This window comes from Pseudoalteromonas luteoviolacea, from assembly GCF_021654285.1.
Classification (GTDB): domain Bacteria; phylum Pseudomonadota; class Gammaproteobacteria; order Enterobacterales; family Alteromonadaceae; genus Pseudoalteromonas; species Pseudoalteromonas luteoviolacea_J.
Window position 1 is genome coordinate 35,042 of sequence record NZ_JAKFZS010000017.1, and the last position, 21,437, is coordinate 56,478.

The following is a 21,437-nucleotide window of genomic DNA, read 5'->3' on the forward strand; positions in this document are numbered from 1 at the left end:
GTAAAAAATCGCGAGCCAGTTTAGCAAAAACTCAGTCCAACTGATATTTTTTTAATATTTCACTAAACCGCCCAGTTTTATTCAATCTGTTATACGCGCTTACCAAGTGTTCTAGTTGCTTGTCAGACACACTTTTTTTACTAAATGCAAAATAGACCGGTGATTGATTCACCACCAGCGGTGCGATTTTTATGGTCATAAAATCAGGGTGATTGGTTGACTGAAAAATAATATTAAACTTTTCTTCTAAAAAGCCAGCAATACGCCCATGTTTGAGTAAACTGAGTTTAGTTTGATTATCAGGAACAAAGATAAATTGGGTTTCATCGCCTAACCGTTTGCTATACCGTTCGGTAAAAGTGCGCCCGTAAAAAGCGCCTTGCTGTATCGCGACAGGAACGGGTAGAGAAAACAAATCATCCATGCTATCAACGTCAAACAAGCGCTCTGCATTCATTGCGAACACGATGGTTTCCATACGCTGAGGACCCACAAAATAAGCAAATTCTGTACGCTCTTGGGTACGGGTAACGCTGAGTACTAAGTCAATATTACCTGCTTCGAGCATTTTCAATGAACGTCCCCAGGGAATACTGACAAACTTATAACTGCACCCAGCTTCATCCAACAAGGCTTTGGCAAAATCAACATCCATTCCGTGCCAGCCCTTTTCTTCATCCAAACGAGATTGCGCGGCGTAATTTTCAAATCGCACCGTCATTTCGCATGCCCACAAAGGCGGTAGAAAAAAAAGACTCAAAAGCAAAAAACGCACTTGCACCACTCAGTAAGTGATATTCAAAAATAAGTTTAGTTGTTTATTTTTGCAAAAGCTTAATTTTGTATGTCGGATGCGCTAACATGCGCGCTTATTCCGTCTATTCTTGCAATCAACCTAAACGAGTGAGCCAGTACATGGCTTAGCACGTATCAAGGGTGGAATAACCGCAGCTTTTAGTATACTGTATGTGTATACAGCTACCCATAATTTAGTTTGCAAACCCTAAGCGTGATCACCTAGGTTAATTAAGTACGTATCAAAGAACACTCATTTCACAACGGTGAAATAGCAAACACCATAAATCGGGATATACGTATCAAATAATGGTTGCAAGCACATGAGATTCACATAAGGCCACTATGGATAAAATAGAAGTAAGAGGTGCGCGTACGCACAACCTCAAAGACATCTCTTTAACTATCCCAAGAGACAAGTTAATTGTTATTACTGGACTGTCTGGTTCAGGAAAATCTTCTCTTGCTTTCGATACGTTATACGCCGAAGGCCAAAGACGCTATGTCGAGTCTCTTTCCGCTTATGCAAGACAGTTTTTATCCTTGATGGAAAAGCCCGATGTCGATCACATCGAAGGACTTTCTCCGGCTATCTCCATCGAGCAAAAGTCTACGTCGCACAACCCGCGCTCAACAGTCGGTACTATTACTGAGATCTACGACTATCTAAGACTGTTATTCGCCCGAGTCGGTGAGCCGCGCTGTCCAACACATGATCTGCCACTTAAAGCGCAAACAGTCAGCCAGATGGTAGATACCGCACTTGCTCAGCCAGAGGGCAGTAAACTTATGTTGCTCGCACCTGTGGTGAAAAACCGCAAAGGTGAGCACGTTAAACTGCTAGAGCAACTTGCCAGCCAAGGCTTTATTCGAGCGCGTATTGATGGAGAGGTATGCGATCTCTCTGATCCACCCACATTGGAACTCCACAAAAAACATACTATTGAAGTCGTCGTTGACCGCTTTAAAGTAAAAGACGGTCTACAGCAGCGATTAGCCGAGTCCTTTGAAACAGCTCTTGAATTGGCAGATGGTATTGCGCAAATCGCCAGTATGGATGACCCGGATGCAGAAGATTTAATTTTTTCTGCCAACTTTGCCTGCCCAACCTGTGGCTATGCCATGACCGAGTTAGAACCTCGGCTGTTTTCATTTAACAACCCAGCAGGCGCGTGCCAAAGCTGTGATGGCCTAGGTGTACGACAATATTTTGATCCCAATCGCGTCGTGCAAAACCCTGAGCTTAGTCTTGCAGGTGGCGCGATCAAGGGCTGGGATAAACGCAGCTTCTACTACTTTCAAATGCTGACGTCGGTTGCGCAACATTACGGATTCGATTTAGACATTCCGTTTGGTGAGCTCCCTGCATCCGCACAAAAAGTTGTGTTAGAAGGCTCAGGCAAAACGAAGATCGCATTTAGTTACCGAAATGATCGCGGGGACCTAATTACTCGTAACCATGAGTTTGAAGGCGTTTTAAATAATATGAATCGCCGTTATCACGAAACTGAATCTACCTCAGTACGTGAAGAACTTGCTAAATACCAAACCAGCCAAGCCTGCCCTAGCTGTAGTGGCTCGCGACTGAGAGAAGAAGCGAGACATGTATTTATTGGTGATACCAATCTACCGGTCGTGACCACCATGAGCATTGGCGAAGCATGTCAGTTCTTTGAAGATCTCACTTTGTCAGGTCAAAAAGCACAAATCGCAGAAAAGGTACTCAAAGAGATCCGTGACAGACTGTCATTTTTGATTAATGTGGGTCTGAACTACCTCTCACTCGAACGTAGTGCCGATACGCTATCAGGGGGTGAAGCTCAAAGGATCAGACTGGCAAGTCAAATTGGTGCGGGTTTAGTTGGCGTCATGTATGTCCTCGATGAGCCTTCAATTGGCTTACATCAAAGAGATAACGACAGACTCCTTAGTACACTTACACACCTTCGTGATTTGGGTAATACAGTTATCGTAGTTGAACATGACGAAGATGCCATTCGCGCAGCTGATCACATCATCGATATTGGTCCAGGTGCTGGTGTACATGGCGGCCATGTGGTTGCCGAAGGCTCTCGTGATGACATCATTGCAAACAAAGACTCGTTAACAGGTCAATACTTGGCGGGTACCAAGCAAATTGTTGTGCCACAGGAGCGCCACCAACCAAACGAAAAATGGTTAGAGCTCTTTGGAGCCACAGGGAATAATTTAAAAAATGTCGATCTGAAGATCCCATTCGGTTTGATGACGTGTGTCACAGGAGTATCTGGTTCAGGTAAATCAACACTGATCAACGACACCCTTTACAAACTTGCACATCGCGCATTAAACGGTGCCACCGTGTCCGAGCCTGCACCGCATAAAGACATTCAAGGCTTGGATCATTTCGATAAAGTCATCGACATTGATCAAAGCCCTATTGGCCGCACACCACGTTCTAACCCAGCAACATATACTGGGATCTTCACCGCGATCCGAGAATTGTTTGCAGGTACGCAAGAGGCACGCTCTCGCGGCTACAAAGTTGGACGCTTTAGCTTCAATGTAAAAGGCGGACGCTGTGAAGCCTGTCAGGGCGACGGCGTATTAAAAGTTGAAATGCACTTTTTACCGGATGTATATGTCCCTTGTGATGTATGTACAGGCAAACGCTACAATCGTGAAACACTTGAGGTACTTTATAAAGGTAAAAACATTCATGAAGTACTCGAGATGACGGTGGAAGATGCACGAGAGTTCTTTGATAAGATCCCAGCGATTAAACGCAAGCTGCAAACATTGATGGATGTTGGCTTGTCTTATATCCGACTTGGTCAAGCTGCAACAACGCTCTCAGGTGGTGAAGCTCAGCGAGTTAAGTTGGCTAGAGAGCTTTCGAAGCGTGATACAGGTAAAACCCTATATATTCTTGATGAGCCAACTACAGGTTTGCACTTCCATGATATTCAACAATTATTGGTCGTCCTGCACCGTTTACGCGATCATGGCAATACCGTGGTCGTCATCGAGCATAATTTAGATGTGATTAAAACTGCAGACTGGATTGTCGATCTTGGCCCTGAGGGTGGTTCAGGTGGCGGGCAAATTTTAGTATCAGGCACGCCTGAAGACGTCGCCCAACACCCGCAATCACACACTGGTCGTTATCTTAGCCCTATGTTATAACTATCCAGTTGCAGTGGTAATACATTTACCACTGCAACTGAGTTTTAAACAGTAGGGAATTAAAATAACAATGAATCACCCCGCATGGACCACAGTTAAGCAAACAGCTAAAAAGATCAGTGCCCCGTTTGAACGTTTTTGGCACTCACTGAATACACCGCAAAGACTTTACTTCTCGTCCCTATTTATCAGTATCTACGCCATTATTTTTGCTAATCAAGACAATACTGGCTGGTTTAACTTGGTAGCAGTACTGGTACTATGTGCCATGATCTACGAGTTTTGGCCAAAATTTTTAGTATTTTGGGAGAGCTTGCCAGGTAAAGCGATTATTTTACTCTTTTATGCCTTTATCGCTAACTATGCATTAGTGCAAGCCGCAGGCATGATCAATGACATTACGGGTGTCAGTTCAGATCCCCTGCCCTACAGTCACAACCTCAGTGTACTGCTCTCATTGCCAACCTGGTTTTTTCTCACCACCATCGTATTGCTGTTGCTGTTGCAAATTATTCAGCCGTTATATTTGTTAGCACTGATATTATTGAGGCCATTTGGCCTGCATCGTATTTGGCAACCTATCGATTACAAATTCCCTGTCACCACTGGGCTATTACGCTTTATTTTTAGCTTATTTATTCTTGTTCAAGTCGCTAATCTATTGTCACACACAGGTTTGTCTGGCGGTGTAAACCAATTTCTCAGAGGGTGGTTTGAAATCATTAGTAATCAACCAGTTACTGTTGCAATGTCAAATAATGAAACTCCGCAAACCAATGCAGTTAATCTCTTAAAAGTTGAGCCTGGAGAAAACGTTGAGGAAGATCCTGACTTTGAAGCGTTTAAAGTGAGGATCTCAACCGTCAGTGAAAACACGGTGAAATACGAAACCCATTTAAAACGTATATTGGCGCATTTTATTTATGAATATGAAGCAGACTCTCATTCGCGCTGTGAGCATGCACCAGGGGCACGCATCATAGAGCTAAATGATTATGAGATATTGCAAATCACCAAATTAGATGATGCCAATACCTTATCGAGCTACCAATACGATGTGCTTCCTTGTATTTCTGCAGCGCTGGGGCATCAATTTAAAACACACATTACCACCAAGTAACCCTTAGATGGCGCTGTTTATACAGCGCCACACGACCACTTTACAAAATATATGCTGACAATGCCTCGCGCTCAGCATCACTTAAAAGCTCAGAAGACTTGCTTGCAAAATCATATCGCACCATAACTGTTCGCCCTTCTGCGCAGCATTCACCGTGCTGCCAAGCTTGCTGCAAAATCACAAAAGAGCTATTTCCCAGCTTTTCAATCATGGTTTTGACTTCCACTTCTTGACCATAAAAAAGCTCTCCTTTGAAGATAACTTCTACCTTGGCGACAATCAGTTTCCAGTTATGTGGATTTAAATCAGGTGTAAATATTTTGAAAATAGGTGCTCTAGCAGCTTCAAACCACACAGGGAGTACGGTATTGTTTATATGGCCAAGCACATCGGTTTCACTAAAGCGTGGCATGATTTTTTCTGTAAGCATAATAATTCTAATAACCTTTGAGGATTGAGATGACTGATTTTATTCGCGTTTATGACAATGCACTCAGTGCAGAGTTTTGCAACAAATTTATGCAAACCTTTGATGAAAGTCCACATTTAGCTCAAGGACAAACGTCTGGCGGCGTCGATCTCAGCAAAAAAGTCAGCCAAGATTTGTATCTCAATAATCACCCTGAATATCAGAGTCAACTGCGCGAAATTGAACAAGCCACCTCAAAATATTTATTTGAGTATATAGAAGAGCACTTTTTTATGATGCTTGGTGCATTTGGCTTGAATGTCTATCACCCGCAAACAGGCCAACCAGTCAACCTAACTATGGATAACTTCGAAGAAATCGGTAAACCGCAGCTGCCTATTTTGACGCAACAGCTATTTAGATTAGGGCCCATTCAGGCACAAAAATATCCGGTTAACAAAGGCGGCTACCCATATTGGCACAGCGAGGTTTACCCACAGCTCCATCATAATGAAGCACTACACCGCGTACTGTTATTTATGTTTTACCTTAATGATGTGGAAGATGGCGGAGAAACCGAGTTTTTCTATCAAAATAAAAAGCTTGCCCCTAAGCAAGGCAGTATGGTGATTGCACCGAGTTACTTCACGCATACCCACAGAGGCAATATGCCTTTGTCCAATGACAAATATATCTTAACCTCTTGGGTGTTATTTCAAAGAGCTGAGCGCCTATACGGTGCACCACCGCAAAACGCCACCGCTTAATAAAGACTTATCTTCGGCCCTGTGTAAATGCTTGCCAATCTAGCATCAGGGCTTGAAAGTCTTCAAAACCGCATCCTGCAACAAGCCCATCTTCGTCTAGCTCTAAGAAGTCATCCTCATATCGAGATAAATCAACATCATTTTGATATAAAGAGTGCGCTTCAAACAGGGCTTCGTCTTTAGATAAGATCAAACGAACTTCACGTCCTTCTATACGGATCTCATCCTGACTACTGACGATACTTTTCATTTGATCAACAAAGGACTTTACATCGGAAATCGCCAGCTCTTCATTGAGCCAGCGCCCAACTAACGCATGTTCCTGTGACATTCGCACACGATAACCCGTGATTGGATCTCTAATAAACTGATATTCCATACTACTCGTACTCACACTGGACAGTGTTTTATTATATCGCGGAATAACCTCAAATGGGCAAGGGAATGACACACTAAAAAGTCCGTAATAAAGTCATGAAAAAATCCTGCATGCTCGTATAATGCACCTCTAATTCACTCGCACCGTTTTGCTATGACCCCTGTTGAAATTCTATTCCCCCTAATATTTTTAGTCCTTGCGGGGTTTGTATGCGGTAAAACCGGTTTTATAGCCACCAACCAGCTTGAAGGGCTCAGACGCTTTATATTTTACTTGGCGATCCCCGTTTTTTTATTTCTTAATATGTACCAAGCAGATCTATCAAAAGTGGCATCTGCAAAACTATTGCTGGCTTTTTACTTCCCTGTCGCAACCTGTTACTTCTTAGTGCTATTTGCAAAATGGGTGACACATAAAAGTGCACTGAATGAAGCGGCCATGTGGGGATTAAGCGGCACCTACTCAAATACTGTACTGGTTGGGTTACCCGTTATTATTGCAGCGCTTGGCACTGATGCAGGTGCTATGGTGTTTATGATCATCACCTTTCACAGCGCTTTGTTGTTTGCACTCAGCTTTTTATTTTCGAGTACGGTGAAGCAGTCCCTCATCGGTACCTTCAAGCCTTTATTCATCAACCCCATTGTACTGAGTATTAGTCTTGGGTTATTGCTAAATGCACTTGAGCTTTCTATTCCTAAATTAATGCTCTCTGGATTGGATTGGCTAGCCAAACCTGCCATTGCAGGCGCGCTGTTTGTTCTGGGGGTAAGTTTGGTGCAATATTCACTGCAACAAGCATGGCAGAGTGCACTCATTTTAAGCCTTGTAAAACTGCTGCTTTTACCTGCTATGGTCTGGGGATTTGCTTCTGGGCTCGCGTTACCGACGATGCAGATCTCAGTGCTCACTTTAATGGCCGCATCTCCGCTTGGCGTCAATGCTTACCTTGTGGCTAGGCAACAAGCCTGTGCGCAAGCAACACTAGCCAGTAGCGTTGTCATGTCCACGTTATTAAGCCCTTTAACTATGAGCTTTTGGCTTTATTGGCTTGTTCTGTAGTACTTTTAAAACAAAGGTTGCAAATGTGCTCTTTGCAACCCTTAGACTCTAAAGCTGAATATAGGTGTCAATACTCCCCTTTCGAGTAGCTATAACACACTTATTCCAGTATAAGCTCGAATTCACCTTCAAGCTTTTCACTCACAATCGTAGAGCTTGGTAAAGTTAAATCGAATGTGCCTTTAACATTTAATGGCGTATTATCGAAGTCAAACGTTAACATACCGCGCGAAGCTTCTTTATTAAGCTCTTCATAACTACCCGATTGAACAGAAGCAGTATTTCCACCAGCAACAACACCGCCTAATGGAACAAGGAAGTCATCAGTCGTCCCTTCAAAGTTAAAAAAGACTTCAAAGTTATTACCTTCATATTCAGTAATTAAACGAAATGCAGTCCCCTCAGCTGTGGCTGTTACTTCATTATCTTGACTTATTGATTCAACGACAGTGGAAACGATGGCACCACATGCACTATTCTCAAGTTTAGGGTAATTATCAAAATTGATCGTTAGATTACCAAAGTTGGTAACAGACTCAGTACTCTTTTGCTTAAATGTGCTTTGACCAATTACAGTGTCATCACACTTTTCAACAACAGAGAAGCTACCCTCTTTTTGGAAGTATTGACGTGTACGATTACCTGAATCACAACTTAAATTTGTCAATATAGAAGTGAGATCAACGGCAGTGATTTCCTCAAACCCGCAGTAATTGGGTTGAATCGTCTGATTATTTTGATCAACTGACTCTATTATAAAAGAACGAGTAAGCTTTGTATTAATGGCTGTATGCGTATTATCTTGCTGCGCTTCTTTGATATATAAGGTTTGTGTCTCTATCCAAGTACTACCTGCCAGCATCGCTGACATATCAACTTCTGTTACAGCATTACCCAGCTCACTTGACGGAGCCACAGTCGGTTCAGAAGGGGTTTGATCAGCAACGTTAACCGATAAGGACTGATCTCGAAAGCCAAATGTATTGGCAGCACTCTCATCCGACAATGACACTCTTACCTGAATGGTTTGAAAGTTATCTACTTCAGGAGCTGTGAAAGAAATGGTATCAGAGCCCTGCCCTGTGATAGTCAAAGGTTGATTGTTAAAAGTGACTTGCCAATCAAACTTTAAATCAGATGCACCACTTCCTTTTGTATTAAGTGACAAGCGCACTTGCTCGCCTTCACTTACATTGATAAAACTAGGCAGTGCGTGATAAGTGATTGTTGTTTGTTCAGTTGCAGCTGGCGAGGTGTTATCCTCTCCACCTGATCCACCGCCACATGCACTAAGAGAAAGAGCAATTGCTGCACTTAATGCGAATTTTTTAGTCATCATGACCTGTTTTTCAATTTTTAAAGACATTGAAAGTTCCCAATTAATGAAAATTCCGGGGCATGGTATGACATAGTTCCCAAATCAACAACAGTAAATGTTGATTTAATAACACGTTTTTGTAAAGAAAGTTAAAGCTAAACGTTCAATAAAATAGTCAAATTAATCAGTAAAAATCGAGATGATAAAAAGGATATAAAATGTAATCCCGAGCTCAGTGAAATGAAAAGTACTGAGCCCAATTACTATATATTTACAATTGCTAGACCTTAATCTCTAGAAGAGTACTTAGCAGCATCGATGATTGCCCATAGATGAACAACCGCTGCGATAATTGCTGGCACCACTAAAAACCATAGCGCATAGCCACCAAAAGTAATAATCGCAAAAATAAGCGCAGCCAAAATGCGGCCTTGAACTAACTGACCTAAACCAGGAAAAAATATATTACATATTGCTGCAATAACATTACCGCCAGAACCTTGTCCTGCCATAAATACCTCTCTTTGTTGTATGTTTATTCCAATAACATTACATTGTGACAGAGTTTACAGAAGCTCCATGCTTCATTCACTATAAACAATATTAACCACAATACGTGCCAAATTTATTAATTCAATTATATCAATAGCTTAAATATTTAAAAATAAGATTAGCTGACTTTATTTAGTCTAAAACACTAACTATTAGTGATTTCGTTAGTTATATTATCAAATATGACCATATTAGCTTAGCACGCCAACTATGCAGCAAAGCACTTTATAGGTCGAATAATAAAAACAGGATTTTTCACATGCTAAATAAGATCACCCGACCACTGAGCAATGTCGTTGAACGCTATCTGCCAGATCCCTTTGTATTTGTCATCATCCTTACCCTATTGGTGATGCTAATGGCAACACTTTTCACCCCAGCTGCGCCCAGTGAGGTTATTGAAATCTGGGGAACTGGACTTTGGAATTTGCTCACCTTCGCCATGCAAATGCTCTTGGTATTAATCGCAGGCTTTATGCTTGCTAATACACCGCTATGCGGCAAACTCCTCTCCAAATTAGCGCAATGTGCAAAGTCACCAGGCCAAGCCATCTTGCTTGTCACTGTTGTATCAATGTTCGCAAGCTGGCTCAATTGGGGGTTTGGACTCGTCGTCGGCGCGCTATTTGCCAAAGCACTGGCTCGCCAGATTGAGGTCGATTATCGTGTCCTCGTCGCCAGCGCCTATTCAGGGTTTATCGTTTGGCATGGCGGACTTGCAGGCTCCGTGCCCTTAACAGTTGCTTCCGAGGGACATTTTGCCCAATCTCAAATTGGCATTTTAACCACCGAACAAACGATTTTTTCGTACTTTAACCTCATCTTGCTCGCAGTCATGTTGATTATATTACCCTTGTTAAACCGCGCCATGTTACCGCCTAAAAAAGAGCAAATATTTATCGATAAGGTAAAGCTACACTCAGCACTTCAATCATCGACTAAAACTAATTTAACCCCAGCTGAGCGCTTAGAGCATAGTCCGTTACTTGGCGGGATCATAGGGCTCATTGGTTGTGGCTATTTAGGCCACTTCTTTATAGTGGAAAATGGCGGACTAAACCTTAATATCATCATCGCACTGTTTTTATTTCTGGCGATCCTCTTACATGGCTCAGCTGCAAACACCCTCAATGCGTTACAAGAAGCCATCAAAGGCGGTGCAGGTATTGTGATCCAATTCCCATTTTATGCTGGCATTATGGCCATTATGGTTAAAACTGGTCTTGCAGAGCAGATTTCAGCGGGGTTTGTATCTATCAGCAGTGCACAAAGCTTGCCATTTTGGAGCTTTTTAAGTGCAGGATTAGTCAATATCTTTGTTCCTTCTGGCGGCGGACAGTGGGCTGTTCAAGCGCCCATCGTCATTCCTGCTGCGCAAGCTTTAGAAGCTGATATTGCGCGTGTTGCCATGGCAGTGGCGTGGGGAGATGCGTGGACTAACCTGATCCAGCCATTTTGGGCATTACCTGTGCTTGCCATAGCAGGATTAAAGGCGCGAGATATTATGGGGTTTTGCCTGTTACAACTGGTTGTAACAGGCGTTATTATCGCCGCGGTTTTGACTTTCGTTTAGCTGGATAACACTTTAACTGGCAGGCTCAGGATCACATTATCTGAGTCTGCAAAGTGCCACATCACAGCAATATGACCAACAGCGACCAAGACATAAAGTGCTGCGGATATAATTTGACCATATCTATCGAGGGGCAATAAATGCGTGTGATGCCTACTGCGCCATTCTAATAAAATCTCAACACTACCGATAAAAATAAAAAACGCCAGCAGCATTAAACCAAACTCATAACTTATCCATAACCCCAATGCCAACCCGCTTAAACAGGCTAATAACCCCATCCAAGAGCGCATCGAAAAACTGATGCTTTTTAATACATGCCCCCCATCGAGTGGCAAAATCGGAAGTAAATTAAATAGGTTAAGTAACGCACTTAACACCGCGACCCCAGCAAAGATCTCTGCACCAGTTACATAGTATAAAACCACACCCAGCACAGAGGTAAAGAGGCCAAAAGCAGGCCCCATCAAAGAAATGATCACGTCTTGCCAGCGCGTAGTCATCTTGTCTTCACTCATGGCTAAGCCACCGACAAACGGGATCAAATAGAAGCCTTTGGTTTTAAGTCCAAAGTATTTCATTGCTCTGACATGGCCATATTCATGCACCACTAAACAGGCCACCAGCATTAACGCAAACTGCCAAGAGAACAACCATGCATAACCCGCGACTGACGCGCCGAGCAGTGCCGCTTTTATCACTTTGGCACTTTTAAATAATTTAAATCCCAGCGCAGCTAAACCGAGCCAATTGCCACGCTGCTGCGCTGTCGCAAGTGGCACCTCTACCCATTGCCAAGGCGCGTTATCAACCGATATAGCCAGCGAATTGGTATTTAACTCAGACGTATCCAGTTGTAGTTCATGCCCATCTAATTCAACCCTAAGCTGGTGCGCTCCATGCTCTTCTATGGGCACTGACTGCTGCTCTTTATACACTTGTATTACTTTGTGCTGATGTATCATCACCGATACCATCATGCTTCCGATAGGAAGTTCAATTCTTGTCATCACGCTCACTACACTGTGAAATTTTTCCTATTATCACTAATTCGCAGTGTCTATTGAAGAGAGATTGAGTGAATTATTGCTAAGTTGTACTACGCTTATGGTGTTAAACAGACACACTCTCTGATCTGTTTGCAATAATTTGGTCATACTTGTAACTCAAGTAAGATAATAGCTTTCTAATCTTAGCGAGCAACTGTGAAATTCAGCCCTAGGGACAGGAAATTATGAACAACCGTAGCCGACGCATACTTGTTGTAGATGACTCTCAAGCAATTTTAATCGTGATGCAAGCTATCCTCTCTGAGCTTGATGTCGAACACATTACGGCGGTCGACAGTGCAACAAAAGCGCTCGAAAAAATAAAGCAGTCCCCCTACCCTTTTGATGCCATTTTTACCGACCTCAATATGCCCGAAATGGATGGTATGGAGTTTATTCGTCATCTCGGTGAGATACATTATCCAGGTGGCATTATCATCATCTCAGAAATGGAAAATCGCATCATAGATCTTGCCGCTAATTTAGCTAGACAACATTGCACCCACTTAATCGGCAATATCGCTAAACCAGTCCAACTCCTCGATGTCGAAAGAAATTTAAAAAAATTAGATAGCTTTGTCGGCACCGAAGAAGAATACGAGCAGCCTATCACGGAAGATAAATTACTCGAAGCCATTAGCCAACATGAGATCACCCCGTTTTATCAACCCAAGGTTCACCGTGGTACCAAGCAGATTAAAAGCATTGAAGTACTGGCCCGTATCGTCTCCAAAGATCAAGGGCAAGTCATGCTACCCAAGCGCTTTATTGGTGTGGCAGAAGATCTCGATCTGGTTAACTTACTGACTTTTCAACTCTTCGAAAAAGCAGCTACTGAATTTCAGTTGATCAGAAATGAATTAAATTATCCTTTTAAGCTGGCATTTAACCTCTCGCCCATCCAGCTCAATGACACAAGCTGTCCAGATAAATTAGCTTTAATCTTAGAGTTGAACCGCTTAAAACCACAAGAGGTCATTGTTGAAATCACCGAAAACCAGCCGATTGTCACCAGCTTGCAATTAGAGACCATCAATCGCCTACGTTTACGGGGTTTTGACCTCGCCCTAGATGACTTTGGTACTGGATTTACCAATATTCACCAGTTAAAGACATTACCATTCACTGAAATAAAAATTGACCGCTCTTTAATTACCTACATTGAATCAGATCGCTTTTCTCAGGTGTTGGTTGATAGCTTGATAGACATTGCTCAAAACGAGCAACTCGATATTGTCGCAGAGGGCATTGAACGAATAGAAGAGTTACAGTACTTAGAGCGATATAAGTTTAGTTTGTTGATGCAGGGCTATTTGATCAGTAGACCAAAAGCCCTGTCAGAGTTTGTGCGTTGGATACACTCTTGGCAGAGAATGATTAACTCTAACCCTTAATCATTAATGCGCAACGAGCCAGATATTACTTCTTATCTTGCTCATCTGATTCGTTTTCAGTGACAATGAGATGGCTGTGATTATCAACACGTTGCTGCCATTTTTGCTTAGCAGCGGCTTGCATGTCGCTGGTTTGCTCACGCTCATCAACAATGTCCATTCCCATCAAAGATTCAAGTAAATCTTCAAGCGTTACAATACCTTGAATATCACCATATTCATCGACAACTAACGCAATATGAATACGCTTTTCCAACAAGGTTTGGAACAAGCTGGGTGCAGCTAAGGTTTCAGGTACCGTATACAGCGGCTTCATTAATTTGCTGATCTTATACTCTTCACCCAACCTGTGGTAAGCCAGCATAATGTCATTTTTATGTACAAAGCCCACAATGTCATCGCTGTTCTGATCAAATACCAACACGCGAGAAAATGATACCGAGCCATGATCAGCAAGATAATCATGTACTGTCATATCTTTATGCACTTTGAAAAGTACCGTTCTGGGCGTCATCAGGTTTTCTAATTTGGCATGTCTAAATTGCAGCAAGCTACGAATTGTTGCAGATTCTTCTGCCTGCAGTGCACCAGCTTGAGAGCCCATTTCCGCCATAGCTTCTATTTCTTGGCGAATATAAATGGACTCATCGCCCTTTTTACCGATGAGCTTGGTCAGTTGATCAGACATCCATACGAACGGCTTCAACAAACGCACCATCCATACCAGTGCAAAGCTGACACTCGGTGTCAGTGCACGCCAGTATGTTGCACCAAGTGTTTTTGGGATAATTTCAGATAATACCAATACCAATAAGGTCATCACTGCCGATGCAATACCTACAGCCGCATCACCAAAGACAACGGCAGCTTGCGCACCAACCCCTGCAGCACCTGCTGTGTGTGCAACAGTGTTAAGCGTCAAAATAGCCGCTAAAGGTTTATCAATATTTTCTTTTAACTTCTGTACTCGTGATGCCAGAGTCGGGTTCTGTTGCTTCATCATCCCAACATGGCTTGGCGTAATACTCAGTAGTACCGCCTCCATTACCGAACACAAAAAAGAAATCGCGATAGCTAATAACATGTAGCTAATTAACAAAAACAAGGTCTACTCCTCACGTGAAAACCATTCACTTATATCATAGCTGTACAGCATTTAATCGCACAGCGCATAGCATTCTTTATGAATATGTTATATTACCGCATATTATTTACCTACAATAGGCGCATACTATGAAATTTAAGTCCGCGGTCACTTTACTATTTTCCGCAATAGCTACGCAACTCAGCGCAGCGCCAATCGATCCTCAGCAGATACAATTTATTGGCCCGATTGGTCAAAATATTCAAACTAAGCCGCATCATACCGGCCACCAATCAGCCATAGTCAATACGCTAATCAATAAACTCAGTGCAGATAACGCATCTTTAGAGGTCTTTGGTGAGCGCATCAAATGGCAACCGCTTGCTGATGTCAATGCGTTAACAATGGGTGGACTACAGGCACTCAAACTTGAGTTTTCTACAACCCGATTTGTACAAGGTAAACTGACTCTAGCAGGTATCGAAAAAGCCCATGTATTTTTAAATGGTCAACAGATTGATGGTAAAAGCGACTATCAGCTCAATGCTGTGACTGGCGACCACCAACTACTTATCGTCGCAGAGCAAGTCAGTGACTGGAAAAAAGTAGCGGTTGATTTTGCTGGCACTGCCGAGCACGACCAACTTAACTTTACCAACAAAAGTACTAAGGCACTCTCTGCCAAGCAACTTTTCGATGCACCGACAATCAGTGCTATCTCTGTCTCACCTGATGCAAATTACTATGTTGCCACTCAACAGCACTATCAGGATAACAAAGGCAATAGCGCACTACGAGATACCGTACTTTACAATGAAGATGGTGACATTATTTATCGTCTAAACGGAGTGAGAGCTAACGCCGTAAACTGGAGAGCAGACTCTAAAGTTGCCGTCTTTGTGCAAAACAAGCAATTAAAAACGCTCGACGTTAAGACCCTGAAAGAGACCGCCATCGCGGAGGATTTAGACGGAGCCAGCGGATTTAAATACTTTAATGACAATACCTTGATCTTTTCATGGACCAAAACAGCGCCTAAAGGCGATAAGATTGTAAAACATTACAAAGGGTTAGAAGACCGCTGGTCATATGCGCGTAACATTACCCAAGTGTATTTAATGGATATCAGCACGGGGCTTATTCAGGCTGTGACTGAACATGAACTCAGCCATTCTCTGAAAGATTTTGACGCCAAAAATAACCGTATTCTGACCACACGCTCACCAAAGTATTATGCTGCACCAGCACATTACATGACAGAGCTAGTTGAATTTGATCTCAATACAAATAGCAGCAAAGTACTTGGTCAGTACGGTACTTTTAAAGATGCACGTTATGGTAACGATGGCATTTATGTCACTGCAGGTGCCGAGTTTGGCAATGGTGCGGGCCGCACGCTTGATGAAGGCATATTGTCAAATAACTATGATACTCAGCTCTTTTGGATGAACACCCAGGGCACTGATATCAAACCACTAAGCAAACAGTTTGACCCTTCTATTGAGTCATTCAAAGTCCTTAACAATGGTGACCTTGTACTAAAAGCGGTAGATGAAGATCGCAAAAAACTGTATTTATTTGATGAAAGTAAAAATAAATTCAAATCGCTAAAAACCAAAATGGACGTTGTTGACAAGTACAGTGTCGCTGATAAGCGCAGCCCCGTCGTCATTGCGGCGGGTACTACGGCATCGTCTCCGCAAAAACTAGTACAATTAAATGTAAAAAACAATCGTGCAAGCACACTTTGGGACTCTCAGCCAATCGCTTATAAACAGGCTGAAATTGCAACGCTGGAAGAATTTAACTTCACTAATTCAGCTGGCACTGAAATTAAAGGTCGTGTCTATATTCCACATGGCTTAGATAAAAATAAGCAACACCCAGCGCTTATTTACTACTATGGTGGCACATCACCCGTTTCTCGCGGGTTTACAGGCCGCTATCCATTTAACTTCTGGGCAACCAACGGTTATGTTGTTTACGTATTACAACCATCAGGTGCAACAGGTTTTGGTCAAGACTTCTCAGCAAAACATGTTAATGACTGGGGCAACAGAGCAGCTGATGACATCATTGAGGGCACCAACGCATTCTTAGACGCTTATCAGTTTGTTGATAAAAAGCGTTTGGGTAACCTAGGTGCCTCTTATGGTGGCTTTATGACAATGACTTTAGCGACCAAAACTGACATGTTCAGTGCATCAATTTCACATGCCGGTATTTCTAACCTGACTTCATATTGGGGTCACGGTTGGTGGGGTTACCTGTACTCTGCTGAGGCATCAAAGCACAGCTACCCTTGGAATAACAGCAAGCTTTACAGCCAACAAAGCCCTGTATTCAATGCTGACAAAGTAAAAACGCCATTACTATTGATCCATGGTGACGCTGACGTCAACGTCCCAGTTGGCGAAAGTCATATTATGTACACAGCGCTAAAAATGTTAAATCAAGACGTCGAGCTGATTGAATATAAAGGTGCTGATCATCAGATCTTCGCCAGAGACCGTCGTTTCCAATGGTGGGACACTATGCTCGCTTATTTTGATAAGCACCTAAAAGATGAACCACAGTGGTGGCAACACATGTATGGTAAATAAAATCTTGTAGCAGCACTTTAGTGCTGCTATTTTTTTATGTGCAAGTAATAAAAAGCTAGAACTATTTCATTATTTTTAAAAAGTGACTAAATAGCATACAAATTACTGTCGTATTTCATTAGAGTTTTTATATAAAAATAGATAACTTAGGGTTCTCAGCCGAGAATTCTCGGTGCTAAGATAAAGATTAATTATTGAATAAGTTTCGAGACCATGAGCATAAACGTATTGTTAGTCGAGGACGATGAGTTACTGACTAAAAGAGTCGAAAGTCACTTTGCACAAACGGAGTTTCATATCACTGTTGATAATACCGGTGCTCGAACCCTAGAGCACGTGCAGGAGCATGCCCAAAAAGGCACGCCATTTATGATGGCTATCATTGATATAGTATTGCCAGCCACCGACGGCCTGCAACTCGCTAAGGAACTTAATACATTAACCGATCTCGGTGTCATTATGTTGTCTAGCCGTGATTCGCAAGCAGACCGCATAGCAGGTTTAGCGCAAGGTGCTGACGACTATGTCTGTAAACCGGTCGATTTATTAGAACTTGAATTGCGTATGCGCGCCCTTTACAAGCGTTTGGCAGGCGCACGCAATGAAGATGAATCCGAAGAGTTCATCGAATATGCAGACTTCAAATTGCACCCTGACAACCGTACTTTGATCAACCCAAACGGCGATGAAGCGCGACTCACTGAAGCAGAACATAAGGTACTTATCTGTCTCATTGCCAATGCGGGTAAAGCCACCTCTCGCGCAAAGATCTCTGAGGATATTGGCCAGCCAGATTGGAGCCCAAGCGATCGTACTGTAGATGTATTAATTGGCAGACTTCGTAAAAAGCTGGGTGACGAAAAAGATCAAAAACGCATCGTCACTGTGCGTGGTAAAGGGTATATGCTATCCACTTAGCGTGTCAGTTGTGAAAGCAGGCGCTCAAATGCACGATAGCTGAGCGCCTCTTTTAAGTCAGTGAGCTTAATATCTTGATGTCTGTTCAGATCGGCGATGGTTCGCGCAACTTTAACCACTCTGTGATAAGAACGCGGTGATAGATGCAGTTTTTCAGTCGCTTTTGCTAAATATTCTGCAACCCCATCCAATAACTCACAATGCCTGTCTAACTCTTTGCTTGAAAGCTGCGCATTGTCTTTACCTTGACGGTTAAGCGCAACCAACCGCGCTTGCTCAACCCGCCCACGAATACAGGCACTACTCTCAGCTTCTGCTTTTGATTGCAGTTCAGCCGTACTTAATCTTGGTAATTCAATTTGTAAGTCAATGCGATCGATGAAGGGACCTGATACCTTACTCAAATAGCGCAGCACTTGTTCCGGTGTGGAGCGCTTATCGTTGTGACACCCTGTAGGACTTGGGTTGAGCGCCGCGATAAGTTGAAATCGTGCAGGAAAGTCCACTTGCTGGGCTGCTCTGGAGATATTTACCATGCCCGTTTCCATAGGTTCTCTTAAAGAGTCTAAAACTTTGCGTTCATACTCTGACAATTGCCAAATTATTTGATAGTGTAAAATGTATGCGCTAATTGAAAATAAATTCCTGACATCGTTTTTGATAATAGGTGACTCGTTATTTGCGAGTACATCTATAATTGACATCTTTTTTGAGAGTATCTATGGAACCAGTTAGAAAAATAAAGCCGGGATATGCGAATCTCACTGCGAGAGTGCCAAGCTCTAAGATGATTAAAATGATTAATGCCGAATCATCTCTAGAACGTGATTTAATCGCTTTGTTGGAGTTCGATCCCAAAGTCGTTGAATACTGCGAACAACCTCTTTCTATACCCCTTCCTAACGGTCGTACATATAAACCTGATTTTTATGTTAAATATATAAATCCTGATGGAACAGAAGAAGTATTTATCTATGAGGTTAAATATAGAGATGAGCTAAAAAAGAGCTTTGATACTCTCAAACCAAAGTTCAAAGCAGCCATCACCTTTTGTAAACTCAACAATTACCGCTTTAAGATATTAACCGACCTAGAGATTAGAACTCATCGACTTAAAAACATCGAGTTTCTGCAGCACTTCTCTCGCTCTGTAGCCCCCAATGAAGACGAAATACGTACAACTCTCGCTCAATCGCTTTTTGAATTAAAGCAAACCACTCCGGAAGAGCTACTAGCATACTCCTTTCAGGATTTCCTTCTAAAAGCGCAAGCTACGCCAGTTATGTGGAGAATGATTGCAGAAGGGTCAATACAAGCTGATTTAGACTATACCCTAAATATGAAGAGCCCCCTAACTTTAGACCCCGAAATTGAGGAAAAATATGTCTACTAGACGGTTAACTAAAGGCTGTAAGGTTCAACATGGTACCGAAATATTTGAAATAACTCGCGTTGTAAATTTGGAGTATTTAATAGCAAAAAACATCGTCAATAATGAACTAAGTAAATTACCCATAAAAGAAGTTTCTTTACTCGACAATAAAGATTCAATTAAGGTTGATTCGCCTGACTTAACTGAGATCAGCAATGAAAATTGGACGTTGGCACGTAAACGACTCGAAATTATTCAGCCACTTCTTGAGCTAGGAGCAAACAGACAGGCTAAACATGTTAGTGAACAAGCTCATGTTACAAATACATCTCCCGCCACTTTATACCGCTGGCTAAACAAATACCAACAATCAGGTAAATTATCGTCTTTGATTAGGCGCACTCGAGAGGATAAAAATAGTTCGAGGCTATCAGATGAACAAGAAGTGATATTAATATCTAGCATTGAGGCTCATTTTTTAAAACAAGAACGGCCAAAGGTTACTATTGCATATCAAAACTATAAACTTGACTGCGCAAAAGCGAACCTTTCTCCTATTTCATACCGTACATATTTACGTAAGGTGCATAAAATTACACCTCAGTTAAAAGCTGAAAAACGCCACGGTAAAGCCGTTGCTAGACAAAAACATGAACCCAAAGTCGGCTCATTTCCGCAAGGAAGGTTTCCGCTTGATGTCGTGCAAATCGACCACACTAAACCAAACGTTATTTTAGTTGATGATGATGAGCGAAAACCCATTGGTAGACCATGGGTTACTTTTGCCATCGATATTTATAGCAGAATGATATTAGGCTTTTACTTATCCTTAGAAGCGCCGAGTGCGACATCCGTAGCACTTTGTATGACACATGCAATGAACCGAAAAGAGACTTGGCTTCGCTCTAATAACATTGATGCCGATTGGCCCTGTTGGGGGATGATACGCGTTTTACACGCAGACAATGGTCCAGATTTTCGTTGCAAAGCGTTAGATACTGCTTGCTATGAATATCAAATACAGATCAACTGGCGACCATTAGGCCGCCCTGATTTTGGAGGCCATGTTGAAAGACTTATGCGGACTGTTAAAGTCGCCATGAACGACATCAAAGGTACCACGTTTGAAAACCCTCAATTAAGAGGAGATTACGACTCTGAAGGCAATGCCGTTTTCTCATTTTCTGAGTTTCAGAAGTGGTTAGTGACTTATATCACTGAGGTCTACCACAAAAGAAAGCACTCTGCGATTCATACTTCCCCTATTGCTAAATTTGAAGAAGGCCTATTCCAAGGTACTGATTCCCCGAGCTTAGGACTGCCTGAAATCATAGAAAATGAACATAGGCTCTATCTCGATTTCTTACCATTTCATAGACGAACCGTTCAGTCATATGGCGTCACCATTGATAACATCTATTACTTTCACCCTGTAATTTCAAAGTGGGTTGGTGTACCGAACCCAAATACTCAGGACGGTAAGTTCATCATTAAATACGAACTACATCAAATTAGTCATGTCTTTTTTCTTGATCCTGATACAGGCGATTATATCGAAATACCCAGAGTACAACGAACTGCACCTGACATGACCAGATTCGAATTAAGAAAAGTTCAATCTCATTTAAAGCAACAAGGTAACGATAAAATAGATGAAGCTGCAATCATTGATGGATATAGAAAATTAAATGAAATTGCTGAAGGCGCGGCGCAGAAAACAAAAGCTCAAAGAAGAATGAATCAACGAAAAAAACAGGCAAAACAAGCCGTAGTTCATTTGAACCAAACGCCTCAGAAACAGCCTCAGAAACAGCCTCAGGAAGAAGGTATCTGGGAGGATGTAAAACCTTTTGATAATTTGGATTTGGATGTTTAAA

At 42.3% G+C, this 21,437-nt stretch carries 17 protein-coding genes and 1 pseudogene; 10 read left to right on the plus strand and 8 right to left on the minus strand.

The window, feature by feature from the left end:
- Nucleotides 1–31: 31 nt before the first annotated feature.
- Nucleotides 32–721, minus strand: a complete 690-nt coding sequence (locus tag L1077_RS16450) for a substrate-binding periplasmic protein (protein ID WP_063361358.1) — start codon at nt 719–721, stop codon at nt 32–34.
- Between the two features lie 419 nt (nt 722–1,140).
- Here L1077_RS16450 and uvrA point away from each other — a divergent pair, with 419 nt between their 5' ends.
- Together uvrA and L1077_RS16460 are read left to right on the plus strand one after the other, a co-directional pair.
- Nucleotides 1,141–3,960, plus strand: coding sequence for an excinuclease ABC subunit UvrA (gene uvrA, locus L1077_RS16455; protein WP_237138050.1), 2,820 nt, complete (start codon nt 1,141–1,143; stop codon nt 3,958–3,960).
- A 70-nt stretch (nt 3,961–4,030) separates the two neighbouring features.
- The gene (locus L1077_RS16460) at nt 4,031–5,080 is read left to right on the plus strand and encodes a hypothetical protein (protein ID WP_237138052.1); all 1,050 of its coding nucleotides are present in this window, start codon (nt 4,031–4,033) and stop codon (nt 5,078–5,080) included.
- A 40-nt stretch (nt 5,081–5,120) separates the two neighbouring features.
- Here L1077_RS16460 and L1077_RS16465 read toward each other — a convergent pair whose 3' ends face one another.
- Nucleotides 5,121–5,510 (minus strand): acyl-CoA thioesterase, encoded by a 390-nt coding sequence (locus L1077_RS16465; RefSeq protein WP_237138054.1) that lies wholly within the window; start codon nt 5,508–5,510, stop codon nt 5,121–5,123.
- A 29-nt stretch (nt 5,511–5,539) separates the two neighbouring features.
- Here L1077_RS16465 and L1077_RS16470 point away from each other — a divergent pair, with 29 nt between their 5' ends.
- Nucleotides 5,540–6,256, plus strand: coding sequence for a 2OG-Fe(II) oxygenase (locus L1077_RS16470; RefSeq protein WP_237138057.1), 717 nt, complete (start codon nt 5,540–5,542; stop codon nt 6,254–6,256).
- A 7-nt stretch (nt 6,257–6,263) separates the two neighbouring features.
- On the opposite strand, the gene L1077_RS16475 is transcribed toward L1077_RS16470, so the two are convergent.
- On the minus strand, nt 6,264–6,635 hold the full coding sequence (locus L1077_RS16475; protein ID WP_237138058.1) for a YacL family protein: 372 nt from the start codon (nt 6,633–6,635) through the stop codon (nt 6,264–6,266).
- Nucleotides 6,636–6,788: 153 nt separating this feature from the next.
- On the opposite strand from L1077_RS16475, the gene L1077_RS16480 reads away from it, so the two are divergent.
- The gene (locus tag L1077_RS16480) at nt 6,789–7,697 is read left to right on the plus strand and encodes an AEC family transporter (protein ID WP_237138059.1); all 909 of its coding nucleotides are present in this window, start codon (nt 6,789–6,791) and stop codon (nt 7,695–7,697) included.
- A 100-nt stretch (nt 7,698–7,797) separates the two neighbouring features.
- On the opposite strand, the gene L1077_RS16485 is transcribed toward L1077_RS16480, so the two are convergent.
- Nucleotides 7,798–9,063, minus strand: coding sequence for a hypothetical protein (locus L1077_RS16485; protein WP_237138060.1), 1,266 nt, complete (start codon nt 9,061–9,063; stop codon nt 7,798–7,800).
- 239 nt (nt 9,064–9,302) lie between these two features.
- Complete coding sequence (locus L1077_RS16490; RefSeq protein WP_237138061.1) at nt 9,303–9,527, minus strand: hypothetical protein; 225 nt, start codon at nt 9,525–9,527, stop codon at nt 9,303–9,305.
- A 299-nt stretch (nt 9,528–9,826) separates the two neighbouring features.
- On the opposite strand from L1077_RS16490, the gene L1077_RS16495 reads away from it, so the two are divergent.
- A complete protein-coding gene (locus L1077_RS16495; protein WP_237138062.1) occupies nt 9,827–11,140 on the plus strand; it encodes a short-chain fatty acid transporter in 1,314 nt (437 codons plus the stop codon).
- Here L1077_RS16495 and L1077_RS16500 read toward each other — a convergent pair.
- Nucleotides 11,137–12,150, minus strand: coding sequence for a site-2 protease family protein (locus tag L1077_RS16500; protein WP_237138063.1), 1,014 nt, complete (start codon nt 12,148–12,150; stop codon nt 11,137–11,139). The two genes, L1077_RS16495 and L1077_RS16500, sit on opposite strands and share 4 nt — an antisense overlap.
- A 224-nt stretch (nt 12,151–12,374) precedes the next feature.
- Here L1077_RS16500 and L1077_RS16505 point away from each other — a divergent pair, with 224 nt between their 5' ends.
- Nucleotides 12,375–13,583: an EAL domain-containing response regulator gene (locus L1077_RS16505; protein ID WP_063361348.1), complete on the plus strand. Its 1,209-nt coding sequence runs from the start codon at nt 12,375–12,377 to the stop codon at nt 13,581–13,583.
- A 25-nt stretch (nt 13,584–13,608) separates the two neighbouring features.
- Here L1077_RS16505 and L1077_RS16510 read toward each other — a convergent pair whose 3' ends face one another.
- Nucleotides 13,609–14,688, minus strand: coding sequence for a hemolysin family protein (locus tag L1077_RS16510; RefSeq protein ID WP_063361347.1), 1,080 nt, complete (start codon nt 14,686–14,688; stop codon nt 13,609–13,611).
- Nucleotides 14,689–14,816: 128 nt separating this feature from the next.
- On the opposite strand from L1077_RS16510, the gene L1077_RS16515 reads away from it, so the two are divergent.
- The gene (locus L1077_RS16515; RefSeq protein WP_237138064.1) at nt 14,817–17,270 is read left to right on the plus strand and encodes an alpha/beta hydrolase family protein; all 2,454 of its coding nucleotides are present in this window, start codon (nt 14,817–14,819) and stop codon (nt 17,268–17,270) included.
- A gap of 213 nt (nt 17,271–17,483) precedes the next feature.
- Complete coding sequence (locus L1077_RS16520; protein ID WP_063361345.1) at nt 17,484–18,188, plus strand: response regulator transcription factor; 705 nt, start codon at nt 17,484–17,486, stop codon at nt 18,186–18,188.
- On the opposite strand, the pseudogene L1077_RS16525 reads toward L1077_RS16520, so the two are convergent.
- Nucleotides 18,185–18,784 (minus strand): annotated as a pseudogene (locus L1077_RS16525) (ATP-binding protein); the annotation flags it as partial. The gene L1077_RS16520 and the pseudogene L1077_RS16525 overlap by 4 nt on opposite strands.
- Nucleotides 18,785–18,909: 125 nt before the next feature.
- Between L1077_RS16525 and L1077_RS16530 the strand changes: the two are divergent.
- Together L1077_RS16530 and L1077_RS16535 are read left to right on the plus strand one after the other, a co-directional pair.
- Nucleotides 18,910–19,581, plus strand: a complete 672-nt coding sequence (locus tag L1077_RS16530; RefSeq protein WP_237138065.1) for a TnsA endonuclease N-terminal domain-containing protein — start codon at nt 18,910–18,912, stop codon at nt 19,579–19,581.
- The gene (locus L1077_RS16535) at nt 19,571–21,436 is read left to right on the plus strand and encodes a Mu transposase C-terminal domain-containing protein (protein ID WP_237138066.1); all 1,866 of its coding nucleotides are present in this window, start codon (nt 19,571–19,573) and stop codon (nt 21,434–21,436) included. Before L1077_RS16530 ends, L1077_RS16535 begins: the two co-directional genes overlap by 11 nt.
- The last annotated feature ends 1 nt before the right edge of the window (nt 21,437 follow it).

Excerpts from the sequence above, each read along its gene's own strand:
- L1077_RS16460 (WP_237138052.1), top strand. The coding sequence starts at position 4,031 with ATGAATCACCCCGCATGGACCACAGTTAAGCAAACAGCTAAAAAGATC.
- L1077_RS16475 (WP_237138058.1), bottom strand. The coding sequence starts at position 6,635 with ATGGAATATCAGTTTATTAGAGATCCAATCACGGGTTATCGTGTGCGA.
- L1077_RS16535 (WP_237138066.1), top strand. The coding sequence starts at position 19,571 with ATGTCTACTAGACGGTTAACTAAAGGCTGTAAGGTTCAACATGGTACC.
- L1077_RS16515 (WP_237138064.1), top strand. The coding sequence starts at position 14,817 with ATGAAATTTAAGTCCGCGGTCACTTTACTATTTTCCGCAATAGCTACG.
- L1077_RS16495 (WP_237138062.1), top strand. The coding sequence starts at position 9,827 with ATGCTAAATAAGATCACCCGACCACTGAGCAATGTCGTTGAACGCTAT.
- L1077_RS16490 (WP_237138061.1), bottom strand. The coding sequence starts at position 9,527 with ATGGCAGGACAAGGTTCTGGCGGTAATGTTATTGCAGCAATATGTAAT.
- L1077_RS16470 (WP_237138057.1), top strand. The coding sequence starts at position 5,540 with ATGACTGATTTTATTCGCGTTTATGACAATGCACTCAGTGCAGAGTTT.
- L1077_RS16485 (WP_237138060.1), bottom strand. The coding sequence starts at position 9,063 with ATGTCTTTAAAAATTGAAAAACAGGTCATGATGACTAAAAAATTCGCA.
- uvrA (WP_237138050.1), top strand. The coding sequence starts at position 1,141 with ATGGATAAAATAGAAGTAAGAGGTGCGCGTACGCACAACCTCAAAGAC.
- L1077_RS16465 (WP_237138054.1), bottom strand. The coding sequence starts at position 5,510 with ATGCTTACAGAAAAAATCATGCCACGCTTTAGTGAAACCGATGTGCTT.
- L1077_RS16530 (WP_237138065.1), top strand. The coding sequence starts at position 18,910 with ATGGAACCAGTTAGAAAAATAAAGCCGGGATATGCGAATCTCACTGCG.
- L1077_RS16500 (WP_237138063.1), bottom strand. The coding sequence starts at position 12,150 with ATGACAAGAATTGAACTTCCTATCGGAAGCATGATGGTATCGGTGATG.
- L1077_RS16505 (WP_063361348.1), top strand. The coding sequence starts at position 12,375 with ATGAACAACCGTAGCCGACGCATACTTGTTGTAGATGACTCTCAAGCA.
- L1077_RS16520 (WP_063361345.1), top strand. The coding sequence starts at position 17,484 with ATGAGCATAAACGTATTGTTAGTCGAGGACGATGAGTTACTGACTAAA.
- L1077_RS16450 (WP_063361358.1), bottom strand. The coding sequence starts at position 721 with ATGACGGTGCGATTTGAAAATTACGCCGCGCAATCTCGTTTGGATGAA.
- L1077_RS16480 (WP_237138059.1), top strand. The coding sequence starts at position 6,789 with ATGACCCCTGTTGAAATTCTATTCCCCCTAATATTTTTAGTCCTTGCG.